This is a genomic window from Evtepia sp., assembly GCF_056797215.1.
Genome location: NZ_JBQILM010000002.1, coordinates 47,410 through 65,609, shown reverse-complemented (window position 1 = coordinate 65,609; position 18,200 = coordinate 47,410). Strand labels below are relative to the sequence as shown.

The following is an 18,200-nucleotide window of genomic DNA, read 5'->3' as shown; positions in this document are numbered from 1 at the left end:
GCATCCCTCAATTCATCAGAAAATAGATCCCCCAGGAGAGGGCATAGAGAATATAAATGTGGGCGGGGTAAAATACATAGAAAAACGCCTTGTGCCCACCGCCCCGCTCACCATTATAGAACAGCATGGGCACCGCCGCAAGGGCACCGTACCACTCATAGTACATGGTGAACATCTGGGTCCAGTGGAAGTCCGGCATAGCCGAAACCATAACGCCCACATACACCAGATCGTACAGCAGCTCCACCGCCACAAAGGCTGCCACCTGCCAGCGCCTGTTTTTTCGGAACAGGTAGAGGACGATGCCCACGAGAAGAACCGGGATACATGCGTCGGGGTTGGTGTTCCAGGTAGGAATCAGGGGCAGGCCCGCCACCACCAGGGGCAGGCGGAGTACAGGGACGTTCGTCACCAGGGCGGTGAAGATAAATGGCCAGGCCAAGGGTAGAATCACCGCCAGCAGGCCCCGGACAATACGCTTCTGTCCCAGCCAGTCGATCCCCTGATAGATTACCATGAGGATGGCGAAAGCGGTCATCATGCCATTCATGGGGTAGAACCCGTCCGGCCGCCGCAGCAGGCCAAAGACGTTCATGGCCACCAGCAGGGCACTCATCCCCACCGAGACCAGATAGACCTTGAGAAAATACTTCCTCCGGTTCCGAGTCTTGGAAAAGCCCTCCACCAGGCAGAAGAGGAAGAGCGGCGCGGCCAAGCGTCCCAGCATACTGAACGCCTCTGGGATCACCCCCGTAAAGCCCAGGATGTAGTGGATGTGGTCCAGAACCATGAGGATCAGGGCCATCCATTTTAATCCAGTCCCTGACAATCCCCGGCTTCCTGTCTCCGCCCGCGCGGTCAATGCAGTTGCTTCCATAGTCGCAGCTCCTTTCTTGTTTCTGCTCCTATGGTAAGGGGAAATTATCAGGAAAGTCTAAGCAATGAAAATCTTTTTAGAAAAACCACCGGTTCAATCTGACTGAACCGGTGGTCAATTTATCCCACGCTTTCTGCTTGTTTACGCTTCCTTTCCGGCAGCTGTGCTAGGATGATGGCACCGAACATGAGCACGCAGCCCAGCACTTCCCGGCTGGACATATTCTGCTGCAAGATCAGCCACCCCGCCAAAACAGAGATCACGGACTCCAAGCTCAGCACCAGGCTGGCCACAGTGGGGTTGACCCCCCTCTGGCCAATGATCTGCAAGGTGTACGCCACCCCGGAGGACAGTGCACCGGCATACAGGATGGGCCCCCAGGAAGCCAGAAAATCCTGAAGCGCCGGAACACCCTCCGCTGCCAGCATGGCCACGGTGGAGAGGAGCCCCGCCACAAAGAACTGGATGCAGGACATCTTCACCCCATCCACTTTAGGGCTGAAATAGTCAATCACCATAATGTGGACGGAGAAAGCCACAGCGCACAGGAGCACCAAGAAATCCCCCTTTTGTAGGGTCAGGGAACCACTCATGCACAGCAGGTACAGGCCGAACACCGCCACCACCACGCTAATCCACAGCTTGACGCCCACCTTCTTCCGAAAGAATAGGCCCAGGATGGGGACAATGACGATATACAGGGCGGTGATAAAGCCGGCCTTGCCCACCGTGGTGTATTGAATGCCCAGCTGTTGCAGGCAGGAGGCCACCCCCAAGGCTAGGCCGCAGCACACGCCCCCCAGGATCAGGGTTTTACCACTGTTACCCTGTTCCTCTTGGCGCTTTTCCGGGCTTTTCATCCGTCCAAAGACCAGCACCACAGGGATCAGGGTCAGGCCGCCCACAAAGGAACGGGCCGTGTTGAAGGCAAAGGGGCCGATGCGGTCCATCCCCACCGCCTGGGCCACAAAGGCCGTGCCCCAAATTAAGGCGGTGAGAAAAAGTATCAGTAGGTTTTTTCCAGGTAGGTTCTTCATTCGGTTTTGCTTCTCTCTACTTTTTGATGATAATGGTATTTTGATCCTTATAGATGGCGTTGGGGGGGATCACGCCGCGGACACTGGAAGTGGGATAGACCGTGCTGTGGGGGCCAATCACGGTCCCAGGATTCAGGACACTGTTGCAGCCCACCTCCACATAGTCCCCCAATAGGGCCCCCACCTTTTTGCGCCCGGTGGGGATCTGCTCCTGGCCGTCCTTCACCACCACCAGGGTCTTGTCACTTTTCACGTTGGAGGTGATGGACCCGGCGCCCATGTGGGCATGGCTGCCCAGGATGGAGTCCCCCACGTAGTTATAGTGGGGAGTCTGAACAAAATCAAAGAGCACCACGTTTTTCAGCTCCACAGAGTTGCCCACCACGGCTTTTTTCCCCACAATGGCGCTGCCCCGGATAAAGGCACAGTGGCGGATCTCCGCCTCGTGGTCAATGATACAGGGGCCGCCGATGTAGGCGGAGGGGAACACCTTGGCATCCTTGGCAATCCAGACATCCTCTTCTGGATGGTCAAATTCTTCTGCCGGGAGTGTGGCCCCCAAACGGAGGATAAAGTCACTGAGCTCCCCCAGCACCTCCCAGGGATAGGTTTTCCCCCCAAACAGTGGGGCGGCGATGGTGTCATCTAAGTGGAACAGTTCAGCAATGGTCATCATCCGTTTTTCTCCTCTGCCGCAAGGCCCCGCTCCCGCATCACTGCCAGGACAGAGTCCACGCATACCTCGCAGGTTTCATGGTTGGGGGCCTCTACCATCACCCGAACCACCGGTTCTGTGCCACTCTTACGCAGGAGAATGCGGCCCTGGTCCCCCAGTTTTTCCGCAACCTCCCGCACAGCGTTCTTTACCGCAAAGTCGTTGATTGCCATGTCTTTATCCCGGACCCGCAGATTTTTCAACACCTGAGGATAAACCTGGAAGCCCTGGGTCAGCTTGGACAGGGGCAGCTTCTTGCTGAGCATGGCCTGCATAAGCTTGATGGCCGTGAGCAAGCCGTCGCCGGTGTTGGCGTACTTACCAAAGATGATATGCCCCGACTGCTCCCCGCCGATGAGGTGTCCGTTGGCGCGCATATTCTCATAGACATACTTGTCGCCCACGTCGGTCTTTTCATACCCGATTCCCGCCGCGTCCAGGGCCTTATAGAGGCCGAAGTTGGACATGATGGTGGTGACGATGGTGTTATTCTCTAGCTTATCCCGCTCCTTCATGTAACAGCCATAGACGTAGAGGATGCCGTCGCCGTCCACCAGCTTCCCCTGCTCGTCCACCGCCAGGCAGCGGTCGGCATCGCCGTCGAAGGCAAAGCCAATGTCCATGTGGTTCTCCAACACATATTTCTGCAATTGCTCAATGTGGGTGGACCCACAGTTTTCATTGATATTCAGGCCATTGGGGGTGTTGCTGAGCACATGGGTTTCTGCCCCCAAGGTCTCAAACACACTTTTGGCGATCATCCAGGTGCTGCCGTTGGCGCAGTCCAGGGCCACCTTCATGTCCTTATAGGAGTGGGTGGCCAGGCTGATGAGATACCCGATGTAGCGGTTCCGGCCGGAGGCGTAGTCAATCACCCGGCCGATGTTCTCCCCGGTGGCGTAGGCCAATTCCCGCTTGCTGTCCAGGTATTTTTCCAACTGGTCAATGACCTCCTGCTCCATCTTCTCCCCGTGGCGGTTGATGAGCTTAATGCCGTTGTCAAAATAGGGGTTGTGGCTGGCGGAGATCATAATGCCGCAGTCGAACTCGTCCACCTTGGCGATATACGACACGCTGGGGGTGGTGGTGACGTGCATCAGGCAGGCGTCCGCACCGGAGGCCGTGATCCCGGCGGCCAGGGCGCACTCAAACATATAGCTGGACCGTCTGGTGTCCTTGCCGATAACGATCTGGGCCTTATGATCCTGGCCGTAGTACCAGCCTAAAAAACGGCCCACACGAAAGGCGTGGTCAACGGTCAGGTCCACATTGGCCTCGCCGCGGAAGCCATCGGTGCCAAAAAATTTTGACATAGTTCATCTCTCCAATAACTATGAAATAGGGAACATCTCCCAATGCTTAGGGTTTTATATTATACCTTATTGGGTGGGGGGCTGTCAAATCCGGGAAACATCTGGCACGCCTCTGGACGTGTCAGGTCAGCAAAATGCTGCACCGACCCACAGCCCTTGAACCCGCCCCTTCCCTATGATAAAATCATCCCAGGAAAAGGAATTTTGAAGGGAGCTTTGCTATGAGGAATGTGGTTTTATATATTGCAATGAGCCTTGACGGATACATCGCGGACAACAATGGGAGCGTAGATTGGCTGACTGGACACAGTACCCAGGAGACAACCATAGACTCCTATTCCTCCTTTGTCCCCACGGTTGACACCGTAGTGATGGGCTGGAACAGCTACCGCCAAATCACAGAGGAACTATCCCCGAAGGAATGGCCCTATCCAGACTTGACAAGCTATGTCATCACCCATAGGAAATTGCCCTCCACAGACCATATAATATTTGTACAAGATGACCCTTGCAGCGTGATCAAACGCTTAAAGGCTGAGGCAGGAAAGTCGATCTGGGTCTGTGGCGGCAGCCAGATTATCCAGCCCCTAGTCGCGTGCGACCTCATCGATGAATATGATATTTCCATCATCCCAACGCTCCTGGGCTCCGGTATCCGGCTTTTCGGGGAGAACTTTGGGGAAATTCCATTAAAACTGCTCCGCACCCAAACCAGCAACGGGATTACAGAACTGGTTTACGGGCGCAGATAACACCGCTGGACAGCGGAAAAGAGACGTACAGGCAACCCTGCACGTCTCTTTTTGATCCATTACAGCTTTTCTTTGACCTTAGCAGCCTTACCCACGCGGTCACGCAGATAATACAGCTTAGCCCGGCGGACCTTACCTCTGCGGACGGTCTCCACCTTTTCAATCACAGGGCTGTAGAGGGGGAACACCTTTTCCACGCCCACGCCATAGGAAATACGGCGGACGGTGAAGGTCTCGTTGATGCCGCCATGCTTCTTGGCAATGACGGTGCCCTCGAACACCTGGATACGCTCGCGGTTGCCTTCCTTGACCTTCAGGTGGACACGCACGGTGTCACCCACGGTGACGGAGGGGGCTTCCTTCTCTGGCATGTTCTTCTCAATAAAGCTCTTCATGAGATCCATAGTCTGTTTTCCTCCTGTTATACAGGTGTTCGTGAGGACTGTTCGCCGCAGTTCCAGCGGCGCCCCAGAGGACCACCCTTATTTCATAGACCAACGTGTATTCTATCAGCTATCCCATGGGCTTGTCAAGCAAAATTTTACCGCTTTCCCCTTGTTTTATGAATGCTGTGATGTTTTCCTGGTTGAGGACGAAGTCATAGCTGTTCAAGTCCCCCCGGCGGGTCCAACCGATGGTGTTCCAAAAAGCGTTGCCGCCGTCGTTGCGGGTATAGGCCACCAGGGTGATTTTGTTGATCTGCTCCCGTTTCAGCGCCTCCATGGCAAAGACCACCATGCGCTTGCCGATCCCCTGGCGGCGGCAGCTGGGGTCCACGCAGACATGGTAGAAGCTCCCCTGGCGGCCGTCGTGGCCACAGAGGATTCCCCCCACAATCCGCTCCCCTGCCAAGGCCACCACGCTGGTGTCCGGGTTGCGGCGGAGGAAGCGCGTCACATTCTCCCGGGTGTCGTCGATGCTGCGGATGCCAAAGCCCTCAATGCGTGTCCAGAGCGCATAGAGCTGGTCATAATCCTTGGGGTCCATGGTGCGCAGGGTGATGGTCATGCTGCCGCCTTTCTCTGCCGTGGGGCAGTTTGTAACGTAGGTATTCACTATAGCAGATTTTCCCGCCGGTGTAAAGGGTGGGAATAAGGGTAGGCGAAGGCTTTACTCCATCCCCTCTTGGAACAGCTGATAGGCCACCGCCGCCAGGGGGACCCCCAGCAGCATCCCCACCACCCCCAGCACACCGCCGCCGATGGTCACCGCCGCCAGCACCCACAGTCCCGGCAGCCCCACCGAGGCCCCCACCACCTTGGGGTAGATTAAGTTCCCCTCCACCTGTTGGAGCAGGAGCAGGAACGCCAGGAACAGCAGGGCCTTAGCCGGAGAGACGGTCAAGAGCATCACCGCCCCAAGCCCCCCGCCAAGATAGGCCCCCGCCACAGGAATGAGGGCCGCAAAGCCGGTCAGGGCCCCGATCATCCCCGCGTAAGGCAGGCGCAGGAGCAGCATGCCCCCGGTACACAGCAGGCCCAGAATCACCGCCTCGGCACACTGCCCCGTGATATAACTGCGAAAACATTGGTGGGCAATCCGGGCCACGCTGTGTACCTTCTCCCACCAGGCAGGTTTCAGCCAGCGCCGGGCAAGGCCTTCCCCCTGTTGGAGCAATGCCTCCTTGTTTGCCAGGAGATAGACAGAAAACACCAGGCCGATCACCCCCGCTCCCACCCAAGACAACAAAGAGGACAGGGCTTCCGCCAAGGTTTCCGCCGCGCCCCCCAGGCCGGAGGTGAGCACTTGCAGGCCCTGGTTCAGCAGCGCGTCCCAATCCGCCTGGCCCAGGGCTTCCATAACGGCTGGGGGCAACAGGCCGTCCCGGCGGGCCGCCGCTGTCACCTGGCGGAACAGCCCCGGCAGCTCCCCCAGCAGCACCTGGACACAAGCGCTCAGCTCCGGGAGCACCAGGCACACCAACAGCCCCGCTCCTCCCGCCAAAGCCAGGTAGGCCCCCAGCATACACAGCGGACGGCGCAGCACTTCCAGCCCCTGCCACCGCCAGCGCCCCTCCCAACAGCTCATGGGGATGTTCACCACATAGGCAATCCCACAGCCCACGAACAGGGGCAGCGCCGCATGGAGCACCATCCCCACCAGGGATGCCGCCCCCGGCCAACAGCGGATGCACAAATACAGCAGGAATATGCTCACCCCCGCCCGGAAGCAGACCTTCCACGGCAAGTCCATGGGCCTCCCCTCCCTCCATCGGCTCCTTCCTTCACTGATATGAGCCCATGAGGGAAAATAGAAGCCCCACCCCAGCAGGGACAGAAGCAGCCGCCCCTTTCTCCCTGATCGGGCGGTCAGGTGTGTTATGAGAACACAGAGAACAATGCCCCGTCGATCGCCCAGAGATCATCCATGGGAACCCTCGTCCCGTCTGCCAGGAGAATATACCGTGCATAGGGGTCCAGCTTCTTCACCACACCCCTGGCGGTGAGATAGGCGCCGCCCGCTTTCCGGCCATCCTCCTGGAAATAGCATAGCTGCACCTCCGGCTCCTCCTCTAAATGGGCCAGGAGGAATTGCAGCTTGCGGTCTAAGCACGCCTGTTCCTCCTCCCCCAGCTCCCGCCGCTCCTCTGTCTGCCTGGCCACCTCCTGGATCACCCCATGGTGTCCCGTCAGGGCCGCAAAAGGAGAGAACTGCGCCGCCCGGTCCTGGGTGGACATACGAGGGTGCTTCTTGGACGTGGGGTGGGGTAGGTGTAGGATATCGTCATATCGTCCGCTCATGCCCGGTGCCCTCCCACTTGCCCGTTCCGCTCCCGGGTGGTGGCCCCCTCCAGGAGGTCCATCCCCTTGAGGACCGCATTCTTTCCAAAGCGTTTCTTCAACGCCAGCATGGTGGTTTGTAGCTGCCGCTCCTGGGCAAGGGCAGCATCCCGCTCCGCCCGCTGCCGTTCCAGGGCGGCATAATCTGTGAACAGGTCCATTTGTTCCCCAGCCTCAGGCTGCGGAACAGCGGACACCGGCACCACCCGCTCCGCCGTGAGGTAGACCCGCCGCACCAAAAGGCTTTTGTCTGTAATACGGTCAAACAGCGCCAGGACTGCCGCCATGATCTCCTTTGTAGAGGCGGTGGGCTGTTCCAGCCGCGCGGTGCCGTGGGCATGTTTGGGGACAGCGCGGCCATAAAAGTCCCGGGTAACTTCCCCCTGGTATGGGACGTTCCCTTGGGACCCTTTGAGGCTTTCCCGGTCATAGCCCAGGGTCAGGGTCACCCGATCCGTGACCAGTTCCTTGTCCACCAGGTCCAGGACTAACCATTCCGTCATCTCCCGCACAATCAGCTGGGCCTTTTCCCAGGGGTAGGGGGATTGCAATACCTGCCCTGTCCCGATACTATTGGACTTTGGCTTGTATGCCTTGATGTCCGCCATGGTACAGGGCTCCCAGCCCCAGGCGTGGTCGATGAGCAGCTCGGCATTGACCCCGAAGAGCTTGTACAAAAGCTCCTCATTGTAGCGCTCCCCCTCCCCGCCGATGGAGCAGCGGGCCACGTCGCCCATGGTGTAAAGGCCGTGTTGGTTCAGCTTCCTGGCATAGTTGCGGCCCACCCGCCAGAAATCTGTCAACGGCTGGTGATCCCACAGCAGGCGGCGGTAGCTGCCCTCGTCCAGCTCTGCAATGCGCACGCCGTCCTTGTCGGCAGGGATGCGTTTGGCATAAATATCCATGGCCACCTTGGCCAGGTACAGGTTTGGCCCGATGCCTGCCGTGGCAGTAATCCCGGTCTCCCGGAGGACACGGGCAATCATCCGCCGGGCCAGGGCGTGGGCAGAGCATTGGTAGAGCTTCAAATAGCTGGTGGCGTCGATGAACACCTCGTCGATGGAATAGACATGGATGTCCTCCGGCGCGACATAGTGAAGATAGATGCGATAAATTTCCCCGCTGCATGCCAGATAGCGGGCCATCTGGGGCGGCGCGACGATGTAGTCCAAGGCCAACTCCGGGGAAGCTTTCAACGCTGCGTCATCCCAGGAGGCATCGTGAAACTTCCCCCCTGGCGCCTTGCACCGCCGCTGGTTGTTGATCTCCTCCACCTTCTGGATCACCTCAAACAGCCGGGGGCGGCCAGGGATGCCATACGCTTTCAGGGCCGGAGAGACGGCCAGGCAGATGGTCTTTTCCGTCCGGCTCAGGTCCGCCACCACCAGGTTTGTGGACATAGGGTCCAGGCCCCGCTCCCGGCATTCCACGGAGGCGTAAAAGGATTTCAGATCAATGGCGATATAGCACTTGTTGTTCACCACCGCTCCCTCCCCTGGGGATATCAGGAACCACTTCTGTCCATCCCCGTTTTTCTCCCCATATTATACCTGGGACGCGGCTGCGGGGTCAACGGAAACCCAGGGGGAAATCTCTGGAAGAAGTGCTTTGCTGTCCTGAAAACAGTATCCCTCCTGACATACCAAACGGGCGATGCCTGACAGACACCGCCCGTTTTTCTTGCTTCACTTTGGTTTTAAGCCGCTGGGTTCCTCTGTGGACCCCTTCCCTCAGCGGCGGCAGTGGGAACCGTGATGCCCGTAGTTGTTCCCACCAGTGGACCAGTGGTGAGAACCACCCGTGCTCCCATTCTGATAATACCCATTACAGCCATTGCAGTTACCGGTGCAATTTGGCGTGCCGTAAGGGCAGTCATAGCCGGCACAGCCATTACAATTACCCGTGCAGTTTGGCACACCGTAAGGGCAGTCATAGCCAATGCAGCCATTACAATTGCCCGTGCAGTTTGGCACACCGTAAGGGCAGTCATAGCCAATGCAGCCATTACAATTGCCCGTGCAGTTCGGGGTGCCGTAAGGGCAGTGGTAGCCGGGAACCGTGTTGTTCGTCTCCCCGTGGTGGGTCTCGTGGTGGCGGCACAGGCGCAAGAAGGTCGCCGCACTCTGCTCAATGGAGTAGCTTCCATGGGGACCGAAAGCACCATTGCCTACACCATTCATCACCTTGATGTTGGCCACGGCGGCAATGCTGTCCTTGGCCCAGGAGGCTACGGTATTGCTGTCTGTAAAATAGCCAGACAATGCCGCACCAGCCCCCGCCTCAGACAGGCTATTGCCAGTGGCCTTGCTGGCACGGGTCAGCATGACCGCCGCCTCCTGGCGGGTGATGCTGCCCTGGGGATCAAAGGTCCCTGTCCCCTTGCCGTTGACGATGCCAAGCTCCTTGGCAATGGTGGCCGTCAGGGCGTCCTCGCCATTGCCGCAGTCTGTAAAGGCATAGCGGACCTTGCCATCCGCCCCACAGGGCAGCTTGGCTTGGGCCTGGGCACAAAACGTGGCGTAGTCCAGGTCGCTCTGGATGGCCGCATAGCACAGGGCCATCCGGCAAAAGTCGATCCTGGTGATGGGGCTGCGGTAATCCTCTGGCAGGCTGCTGCTGAGCAAGCCCAGCTCCTCTGCCTGAAGGATCTCCGCCTTCGCCCAATCAGAACATTGATGGGAATGGTTTCCATGGTTCCAATGCCGGTAGCTGGCAAACGCCGCAGGGGTTAGGAGCACAGCCACCAGAAGAACCAGGAAAATCCGCCGACATACTTTCATCATAACACCCTTTCTGTTCAAACCATTGATACAAATTCTCTGTCCTGTTAAGAGCCTAAATACGCTTTGTGGAACACCTTCTTTCCCTTCTTAATTACGACACCCTCTCCGGAAAGCTGCTGGGCGGTCAAGCTGGTGTCCAGGCTGGTAACCTTTTCTCCGTCCACCATCACGCCTCCCTGCTGGATCAGGCGGCGGGCCTCGCCCTTGGAGGGCACCAGGCCACACTTTAACATCAGCTCCATGATGGAGATGATGCCATCGTTCAAGTCTCCGGCCTCTAGGGCAGTTGCCGGCATATTGGAGCGGTCCCCGCCATTGGAGAAGAGGGCGCGGGCGGTTTCCTGGGCCTTTTGGGCCTCCTCTTCCCCATGGACCAGCTTGGTCAATTCATAGGCCAGGATTTCCTTGGCTGCGTTGAGCTGGCTGCCCTCCCAGCCGTCCATCTTGTCGATCTCCTCCAAGGGCAGGAAGGTGAGCATTCGGATACACTTCAAGACGTCGCTGTCCCCCACGCTGCGCCAATACTGGTAGAACTCATAGGGGGAGGTCTTGTTGGGGTCCAGCCACACAGCACCCTTAGCGGTCTTACCCATCTTATTGCCCTCGCTGTTGAGCAGCAGGGTGATGGTCATGGCGTAGGCGTCCTTCCCCAGCTTGCGGCGGATCAGCTCCGTGCCGCCCAGCATGTTGCTCCACTGGTCGTCGCCGCCAAACTGCATGTTGCAGCCCAGGGTCTGGAACATGTGATAGAAGTCGTAGGACTGCATAATCATGTAGTTGAACTCCAAGAAGGAGAGGCCCTTTTCCATGCGCTGCTTGTAGCACTCCGCCCGAAGCATGTTGTTCACGGAGAAGCAGGCCCCCACCTCCCGCAGCAGCTCCACATAGTTCAGCTTCAGCAGCCAGTCGGCGTTGTTCACCATGATGGCCTTGCCTTCGCCAAACTCAATAAAGCGCTCCATCTGCTTTTTGAAGCACTCGCAATTGTGCTGGATGGTCTCCGGGGTCATCACCTGGCGCATGTCTGTCCGGCCGGAGGGGTCGCCCACCATGCCGGTACCGCCGCCGATCAGGGCGATGGGGCGGTTCCCCGCCATTTGCAGCCGCTTCATCAGGCACAGGGCCATGAAGTGGCCCACATGCAGGCTGTCCGCCGTGGGGTCAAAGCCAATATAGAACACGGCCTTCCCATTGTTCACCAGTTCCCGGATTTCCACTTCATCTGTGACCTGGGCGATCAGGCCACGGGCTTTCAATTCCTCATAGATCTGCATCGGTTTCTTCTCTCCTTTTTCTCATTCGGATTCAATCTAGTCTCAGCCCCGCGCCGCCCGGTAGGCCTCAGCCTCTTGCAGCAGTGCTTCCGCCCCCTCCAAAATCGCGGCAGAGACGGTGGCACCGCCGGTGAGCCGGGCCAGTTCCTGGCGGCGGCCGTCCCGGTCCAGCACCAATACCTCCGTATAGGTCCGGCCCTTCCGCTCCTCCTTCTGTACGGAGAAATGGGCGTCTGCCATAGCGGCGATCTGGGCCAGGTGGGTGACACACAACACCTGGCTGCCGGCGGACAAGGCACTCATTTTTTCTGCCACCTTCCCGGCCGCCCGGCCGCTGATCCCGGCGTCTACCTCGTCGAAGATGAGAGTCATGATGCTGTCGTTTTCCGCCAGGACGTTTTTCAGCGCCAACATGATGCGGCTGAGCTCACCCCCAGAGGCCACTTTGGCGATGGGCTTCAAGTCCTCCCCTACGTTGGCAGACATGAGGAAGCGGACCTCATCCATCCCCGTCTCGTCCAGGCCTAGCTGCCCGGCTTTGGGGGCAAAGTCTGTTTCAAAGCGAACCTTGGGCATATCCAACTGCCGCAGCTCCGTCTGTATGCGCTCCCGCAGGGCCTGGGCCGCCACCTTGCGCTGTTCTGAAAGGGCCTGGGCCTTATCCCGGACCCCTTCCAGCAGCTTGGCCTGCTTTTTTTCCAGCTTCGCGATACTCTCGTCCGCCAGCTGGATGCGCTCCAACTCCTCCCGGCTGCGTTCCAGATAGTCCAGCATTTCCGTCGTGGTGGCGCCGTACTTCTTTTTCAGGCGGTAGAGCAGGTCCAGGCGGCTTTCCACCTCATCCAGCTCCTGGGGGGAGAAATCAAAACCCCGGCGCAGCTCCCGCAGGCGTTCCGTGGCGTCCTCCACGCCACACCGCAGCTCCGTCAGCACCCCAGCCAGTTCCCCTAGCTCCTCTGACAGCGCCGAGACCCGGGAGAGCTGGGCTTCCGCCTCTCCCATAAGCCCTACAGCGCCGTCCCCGTCGTCGCCGCCGAAAAGGGCCAGGCTGGCCCCTTCCACCGCGGCCATAAGCTGGTCGGCACTGCGCAGGAGGGCCTTGCGCTCTGCAAGCTCCTCCTCCTCCCCGGCGCGGAGGTCTGCCCGTTCCAGCTCTGCTATCTGGAATTGGAGGGAATCAATCCGACGGGCTTTCTCCGCCTCGTCCATCTCCAAGGCAGCCAGTTGGCGGCGCAGGGTGGATAGGGCCTCATAGTCCTTCCGGTACCCCTCCACCGCCTGCGCCAGGCCACCGAAGCTGTCCAGATAGCCCAGGTGGCAGGTCTCGTCCAGGAGCTGTTGTCCGTCGTGTTGGCCGTGGATGTCGATCAACTGCCCCCCTAGGGCCTTTAATTGCAGCACGGTACAGGGTACGCCCCCCACCCGGCAGATATTTTTCCCATCCCCCTGAATTTTCCGGGAGATCAACAGCTCCCCGTTCTCGTCTGGGGCGATGCCGGTCTCCTCAAACCAGGGCAGCTGGGGCAGGTCCCGGAACAGGGCCGTCACCAGGGCGGACTTCTCCCCGCTGCGGATCAGGTCCCGGCTGGTGCGCTCCCCCATCACCGCGCCGATGGCATCAATGATGATGGATTTCCCCGCGCCGGTCTCGCCGGTCAGCACGTTGAAGCCAGGCCCGAAGGAGAGATCCGCCTGGTCGATGAGGGCGATATTTTCAATGTGGAGCAGAGAAAGCAAGGTCTCCATCCCCCTTCTTGATGGCTGAAGTCCTCGGGTATCGGGACTTCGCTTAATTTTCCAGTTTATCCAACATCTTCACAATGGACAGGCACAAATCCTCTGCATCCTTGGTGGTGCGCATGATGAGGATGCCCGTGTCGTCCCCCGCCAGGCTGCCCACCATGTGTGGAATCTGCATCCCGTCCAGCGCCGAGCAGGCAGCGGAGGCCAGACCGGGCATGGTCTTGAGCACCACGATGTTCTGGGCGCTGTCGAAGGTCGTCACACTCTCCCGGAAGATATTGTTCAGACGGCCCGCCACGTTCAGAGAGCTTTTCCGTTCACTGACAGCGTAGCGGTAGGTACCCTGTCCGGTGAGCTCTTTGACCAAGTGGAGCTCCTTGATGTCCCGGGAAATGGTGGCCTGGGTGGATTTCATCCCCTTCTCCCGCAGCTTGTCCAGCAATTGATCCTGGGTCTCTATATCATATTCCTGGATGATGGAAAGGATCTCAGCGTGTCGTTTGGCCTTCATAGTCTGATCCTCCTCTCGAGCTTGCGGTTGAGCACCTCATAGAAACTTTTGTCTGACAGCTTCACCAGGCGCAGGGAGCGGCGGGAACGGGCCACCTGCACGGTGTCCCCCGGGTAGAGCTTAAAGGCCTTGCCTCCGTCCACCGAGAGGTACGCCGTCTTTCGGCTGTTCTTGGGCAGCACCACATCAATGAGCCGGTTCCTATCCAACACCATGGCTTTGGCTTGCAGGGTGTGGGCACTGATGGGTGTCATGATGATGTTCTCTGCCATCGGCTCCACAATGGGCCCTCCGGCGGAGAGGGAATAGGCGGTGGAACCGGTGGGGGTGGCCATGATGACCCCGTCCCCATAGGTGTTGCAAATCCGGCTCTTGTCTCCAAAAATCTGCAAGTCGATCACACGAGCCACAGCGCCCTTGGTGATCACCGCGTCGTTGAGGGCTGTGCTGCGAAAAAGCGCCCGCCCGTCCCGCAGGACCTTCACATCCAGGAGCATTCGGTTTTCCATGGCGTACTCACCGCCAATGAGGCGTTTGAGCTTGGATATTTCGTTTTGCTCCAACTCCGCCATGAAGCCCACACTGCCCATGTTCACGCCGATGATGGGTACCCCAAAGCTGCTGGCGTCCTTGGCCGCGTGGAGGATGGTGCCATCCCCCCCAAAGCAGACCAGGAAATTCGCGTCTGGCAGCTCCGCCTTCATCTCCTTGATCTTGATGCCCGAGGGTAAGGTATTAAAGTGAGACGGTTCCACAGGAAATGGGAAGCAAAACTCACAGCTTGCCCCAGCGGCCGTGAGCAAACGCTGGGCTTCTCCCGCCGCTTTCAGGCCCTTGTCTCGGAAGGGGTTGGGGCACAAAATGATCTTCATGGTGCGGTCTCCTCCAAGTTCTGGTGCGATGCCTCCACCAATGCTTTCAGGTCCCCCTGGTAAGGGGGCTGCTCCCGCACGGTCAGATGGCCCAAATATTCAATGTTGCCCTCCGGCCCCCGGATGGGGGAAAAGGTCACATCTTTCACAAAAAAATCACAGTCCGCCGCGTGGCGCAAAAACTGTTCTAGGACTTCCAGGTGTACCGCCCGGTCCCGGACGACCCCCTTCTTCCCCACCTTTTCTCTCCCCGCCTCAAACTGGGGCTTGATGAGGCAGACCAGCTCCCCACGTTCCTTCATCAAAGGGCGCAGGGCAGGCAGGATCAGCCGCAGGGAGATAAAGGAGACATCCACACTGCCAAAATCCAGCGGTTCGGGGATCTGCTCCTGGGTGAGGTAGCGGACATTGGTGCGCTCCATACACACCACCCGGGGGTCCTGCCGCAGGCTCCAAGCCAGTTGGCCATAGCCCACATCCACAGCGTATACCTTTGCCGCGCCGTTTTGGAGCATACAGTCGGTAAAGCCCCCGGTGGAGGCCCCGGCGTCAATGGCCACAGCCCCTTCCAGGGCTGGAAGCTGAAAGCTGGACATGGCCTTTTCCAGCTTGAGGCCCCCCCGGCTCACATAGCGCAGGGTCTGGCCCCGAATTTCCAACTGGGCGTCCTCCGGGACAGAGGCCCCGGCCTTATCCATGCGTTTGTCCGCCCAAAAAACCTGGCCGGCCATGATGATGGCCTGGGCTTTCTGCCGGCTCTCTGCCAGCCCCCGCTCAGTGAGCAGGACATCCAGACGTTTTTTCGCTGCCATAGGTGGCCACCTCCCGGGCTTTTTGATAAAGGGATTCCAAATCCAAACCGCAGCGCTCCCGCAGCTGTGGGACGGTCCCGTGGGGGACAAAGCCGTCCCCACAGGAGCACAGCGCCGCCCGTTTCAGGGGGATGCCTGCCGCCGCGGCCGCGGCCAAGAGGCCCTCCCCAGGGCTGCCCGGTTCCGCGCACTCCTGGGCCACCAGCAGCCGCCCAGTCTCTTTGAGGGAGCGAAGCACCGCCTCCTTGGGCAGCGGCGTAATTTGGTTCAGCTTCACCACCTGGGCAGAGATGCCCTCCCGCCGCAGCCGCTGGGCTGTTTGGAGGATGCTGCCGGTCAGGGTCCCAAAGCTCACCAGAGTGAGGTCGCTGCCCTCTTGGAGGACGCAGGCTGGGTCCTGGCTGTGGTCCCCGCTGTAGTGGTTCTCCCCTCCCCGGGGATAGCGCACTGCCACAGGACCGGAGAGCTCATAGATTGCCCGCCGCAGCATGGCAGAGAGCTCGTCCAAGCTGGCTGGACACAGCACGGTGATCCCCGGTATGGTATTTAAGAACGCGGCATCAAACAGGCCATGGTGGGTCTCTCCGTCGTCCCCTACCAGGCCAGCCCGGTCCACACAAAATACCACGTGGAGCTTGTCAATGGCTACATCGTGGATCAGCATATCATAGCCGCGCTGAAGGAAAGTGGAGTACACGGCAAAGACAGGGATCAACCCCTGTTTGGCCATACCCGCCGCCATAGTCACTGCGTGGCCCTCAGCAATCCCCACATCGAAAAACCGCTTGGGGAATTGTTCGGCAAAGCCAGCCAGGCCGGTTCCACCGGTCATGGCGGCAGTAATTGCACAGATGCGCGGGTCCTGCTCCGCCAGGCGCTGCAGCTCCCCACCAAAGCGGGCGGAAAAGCTCTCTCCACTGCTGCCTTTCAGCAGTGCGCCATCCTCCACCTGGAAGGGTCCCGTGCCATGGAAGGTATCCGGCGTCCGCTCCGCCGGGCCATAGCCCTTGCCCTTGGTGGTTTTGACGTGGAGAAGCACAGGGCCATCCACGGCGGCGGCATAACGCAGGATACGGGTCAATCCCTTTACATCGTGCCCGTCTACCGGGCCCATATACCGAAAGCCCATGTTCTCAAACATACCGCCGGGCAGCATGCTGGCCTTAATGCCCTCCTTGACCTTGTGCAGGAAGCGGTAGAGCGCCCGCCCCGGTGGGGTGGCCAACATGATCTTGCGATAAATCTCCTTGGCTTGGAGGTATTGGGGTTTCAGCCGCTGACGGGCCAAATGCTGGGCAACGCCCCCCATACTGGCGTCGATGGACATACCGTTGTCGTTGAGGATGACCACCATGGGCTCCTCCCGCTGCCCGGCCATGGAGAGGCCCTCATAGGCCAAGCCCCCGGTGAGGGAGCCGTCTCCCAGCAGGGCCACCACCCGGTAGTCCTCCTGCTGCCGGGTCCGGGCGATGGCCATCCCCAGCGCGGTGGATACCGCCGTGGAGGCATGGCCGGAAATGCAGGCATCGTGCTTGGACTCCGAGGGCTTGGGAAAGCCCGCAATGCCCCCCAGGGCCCGCAAGGTCTCCATGCGCCCGTTGCGCCCGGTAAGCATTTTGTGTACATAGCACTGGTGCCCCACGTCAAAGACCAGACGGTCCCGCCCGGTGTCGTAGACCCGGTGGAGGGCCACCGTGAGTTCCACCACCCCCAGGTTGGAGGCCAGATGCCCTCCCGTCTGGGACACCACATCCACGACCCGGTGGCGCAAGTCCTGGCAGAGCTCCTCCGCCTCCCGGTCGCTGATTCCATATAGAGAAGGGAATTCCTCCCGTTGGTTCAAAACTAGCCGCCTCCTTACTTGGTCCGGCTGGCCAGCTGCCGGGCAAGGCTACAGAGAAATTCGCTGCCAGGATAGGGCTGCAACTGCTCCACCGCCTCCTGGGTCAGAGACTGAATCAGCCCCTGGCAGGCCTCCACGCCTTTCAGCGCCACGAAGGTGGATTTTTCCTTTTCCTGGTCAGAGCCGATGGGCTTCCCCAGCTCCGCTTCGTCCCCCATGACATCCAGCACATCGTCCCGAATCTGGAACGCCAGCCCGATCTTTCTGGCATAGGCTGCCGCGGCATCCTCCTGGGCCTGGGTGCTTCCGGCGGCAATGGCCCCCAGCCGGGCGGCCGCCTCAATCATACAGCCGGTTTTCAAGGATTCTATGGCAATGATCTCCTGGTAGTCCAGGGCCTTCCCCTCCCCCAGCAGGTCTAGGACTTGGCCCCCTACCATCCCCGCAGGGCCGGCGGCCTTGGCCAAGCAGGCCGTCCCCCGGCAGACCTGTTCTGGGGAGAGCTCCGCTCTGCTGAGCACAGCAAAGGCCTCAGTGAGCAGGCCGTCCCCGGCCAACACCGCCAGGGCTTCCCCATAAACCTTGTGGCAGGTGGGCTTGCCCCGGCGCAGGTCGTCGTCATCCATACAGGGCAGGTCGTCGTGAATCAGGGAATAGGTATGGACCATTTCCAAAGCACAGGCAAAGGGAAGCGCCGGTTCCATCTCACCGCCAAACAGGCGGCAGACCTCCAAAACCAGCACAGGGCGGATGCGCTTTCCCCCGGAAAGCAGGCTATAGCCCATGGCCTCCTTCAACTGGCCGTGGGCAGGGAAGCGTTGAACACAGGCCGCCAAGGCCTCCTCTATGCGCGCCTGGCCGGCGGCAAGTTGTTGGGAAAACTCCATA

General features: G+C 59.5%; 18 protein-coding genes. 1 reads left to right on the top strand and 17 read right to left on the bottom strand.

The window, feature by feature from the left end; translation table 11 throughout:
• Positions 1-7: 7 nt before the first annotated feature.
• The 4 genes from ACTOZL_RS00940 to glmM all read right to left on the bottom strand — a co-directional run bounded on the left by ACTOZL_RS00940 (position 8) and on the right by glmM (position 3,942).
• Positions 8-877, bottom strand: a complete 870-nt coding sequence (locus tag ACTOZL_RS00940; protein WP_482476170.1) for a TraX family protein — start codon at positions 875-877, stop codon at positions 8-10.
• Between the two features lie 119 nt (positions 878-996).
• Complete coding sequence (locus ACTOZL_RS00935) at positions 997-1,914, bottom strand: DMT family transporter (RefSeq protein WP_482476169.1); 918 nt, start codon at positions 1,912-1,914, stop codon at positions 997-999.
• A 16-nt stretch (positions 1,915-1,930) separates the two neighbouring features.
• Positions 1,931-2,590: an LbetaH domain-containing protein gene (locus tag ACTOZL_RS00930; RefSeq protein WP_482476167.1), complete on the bottom strand. Its 660-nt coding sequence runs from the start codon at positions 2,588-2,590 to the stop codon at positions 1,931-1,933.
• Entirely contained in the window at positions 2,587-3,942 is a 1,356-nt protein-coding gene (gene glmM, locus ACTOZL_RS00925) for a phosphoglucosamine mutase (RefSeq protein ID WP_482476166.1), read from the bottom strand. Before glmM ends, ACTOZL_RS00930 begins: the two co-directional genes overlap by 4 nt.
• A gap of 221 nt (positions 3,943-4,163) precedes the next feature.
• Here glmM and ACTOZL_RS00920 point away from each other — a divergent pair, with 221 nt between their 5' ends.
• The gene (locus tag ACTOZL_RS00920; protein ID WP_482476165.1) at positions 4,164-4,694 is read left to right on the top strand and encodes a dihydrofolate reductase family protein; all 531 of its coding nucleotides are present in this window, start codon (positions 4,164-4,166) and stop codon (positions 4,692-4,694) included.
• Positions 4,695-4,753: 59 nt separating this feature from the next.
• Here ACTOZL_RS00920 and rplS read toward each other — a convergent pair whose 3' ends face one another.
• The 13 genes from rplS to ACTOZL_RS00855 all read right to left on the bottom strand — a co-directional run bounded on the left by rplS (position 4,754) and on the right by ACTOZL_RS00855 (position 18,199).
• Positions 4,754-5,098, bottom strand: coding sequence for a 50S ribosomal protein L19 (rplS, locus tag ACTOZL_RS00915; protein ID WP_482476163.1), 345 nt, complete (start codon positions 5,096-5,098; stop codon positions 4,754-4,756).
• A 109-nt stretch (positions 5,099-5,207) separates the two neighbouring features.
• Complete coding sequence (locus ACTOZL_RS00910) at positions 5,208-5,750, bottom strand: GNAT family N-acetyltransferase (protein WP_482476161.1); 543 nt, start codon at positions 5,748-5,750, stop codon at positions 5,208-5,210.
• A gap of 54 nt (positions 5,751-5,804) precedes the next feature.
• Positions 5,805-6,887, bottom strand: a complete 1,083-nt coding sequence (locus ACTOZL_RS00905) for an AI-2E family transporter (RefSeq protein WP_482476160.1) — start codon at positions 6,885-6,887, stop codon at positions 5,805-5,807.
• Between the two features lie 125 nt (positions 6,888-7,012).
• On the bottom strand, positions 7,013-7,435 hold the full coding sequence (locus tag ACTOZL_RS00900; protein WP_482476159.1) for a YolD-like family protein: 423 nt from the start codon (positions 7,433-7,435) through the stop codon (positions 7,013-7,015).
• Positions 7,432-8,955 carry a Y-family DNA polymerase gene (locus tag ACTOZL_RS00895; protein ID WP_482476158.1) on the bottom strand — a complete coding sequence of 508 codons (1,524 nt, stop codon included), beginning with the start codon at positions 8,953-8,955 and terminating at the stop codon, positions 7,432-7,434. The genes ACTOZL_RS00900 and ACTOZL_RS00895 overlap by 4 nt, the downstream gene beginning before the upstream one ends.
• Positions 8,956-9,204: 249 nt before the next feature.
• Positions 9,205-10,257 (bottom strand): S-layer homology domain-containing protein, encoded by a 1,053-nt coding sequence (locus ACTOZL_RS00890; protein ID WP_482476157.1) that lies wholly within the window; start codon positions 10,255-10,257, stop codon positions 9,205-9,207.
• Between the two features lie 44 nt (positions 10,258-10,301).
• Positions 10,302-11,531, bottom strand: coding sequence for a tyrosine--tRNA ligase (gene tyrS, locus ACTOZL_RS00885; RefSeq protein WP_482476155.1), 1,230 nt, complete (start codon positions 11,529-11,531; stop codon positions 10,302-10,304).
• A 42-nt stretch (positions 11,532-11,573) separates the two neighbouring features.
• Positions 11,574-13,277, bottom strand: coding sequence for a DNA repair protein RecN (gene recN, locus ACTOZL_RS00880; RefSeq protein ID WP_482476154.1), 1,704 nt, complete (start codon positions 13,275-13,277; stop codon positions 11,574-11,576).
• Positions 13,278-13,320: 43 nt separating this feature from the next.
• Positions 13,321-13,785: an arginine repressor gene (locus ACTOZL_RS00875; RefSeq protein ID WP_482476153.1), complete on the bottom strand. Its 465-nt coding sequence runs from the start codon at positions 13,783-13,785 to the stop codon at positions 13,321-13,323.
• Positions 13,782-14,657: an NAD(+)/NADH kinase gene (locus ACTOZL_RS00870; protein WP_482476152.1), complete on the bottom strand. Its 876-nt coding sequence runs from the start codon at positions 14,655-14,657 to the stop codon at positions 13,782-13,784. Before ACTOZL_RS00870 ends, ACTOZL_RS00875 begins: the two co-directional genes overlap by 4 nt.
• Positions 14,654-15,469 carry a TlyA family RNA methyltransferase gene (locus ACTOZL_RS00865; protein WP_482476151.1) on the bottom strand — a complete coding sequence of 272 codons (816 nt, stop codon included), beginning with the start codon at positions 15,467-15,469 and terminating at the stop codon, positions 14,654-14,656. Before ACTOZL_RS00865 ends, ACTOZL_RS00870 begins: the two co-directional genes overlap by 4 nt.
• Positions 15,432-17,312: a 1-deoxy-D-xylulose-5-phosphate synthase gene (gene dxs / locus ACTOZL_RS00860; RefSeq protein ID WP_482476150.1), complete on the bottom strand. Its 1,881-nt coding sequence runs from the start codon at positions 17,310-17,312 to the stop codon at positions 15,432-15,434. Before dxs ends, ACTOZL_RS00865 begins: the two co-directional genes overlap by 38 nt.
• A 14-nt stretch (positions 17,313-17,326) precedes the next feature.
• Positions 17,327-18,199, bottom strand: coding sequence for a polyprenyl synthetase family protein (locus ACTOZL_RS00855; protein ID WP_482476149.1), 873 nt, complete (start codon positions 18,197-18,199; stop codon positions 17,327-17,329).
• Between the last annotated feature and the right edge of the window lies 1 nt (position 18,200).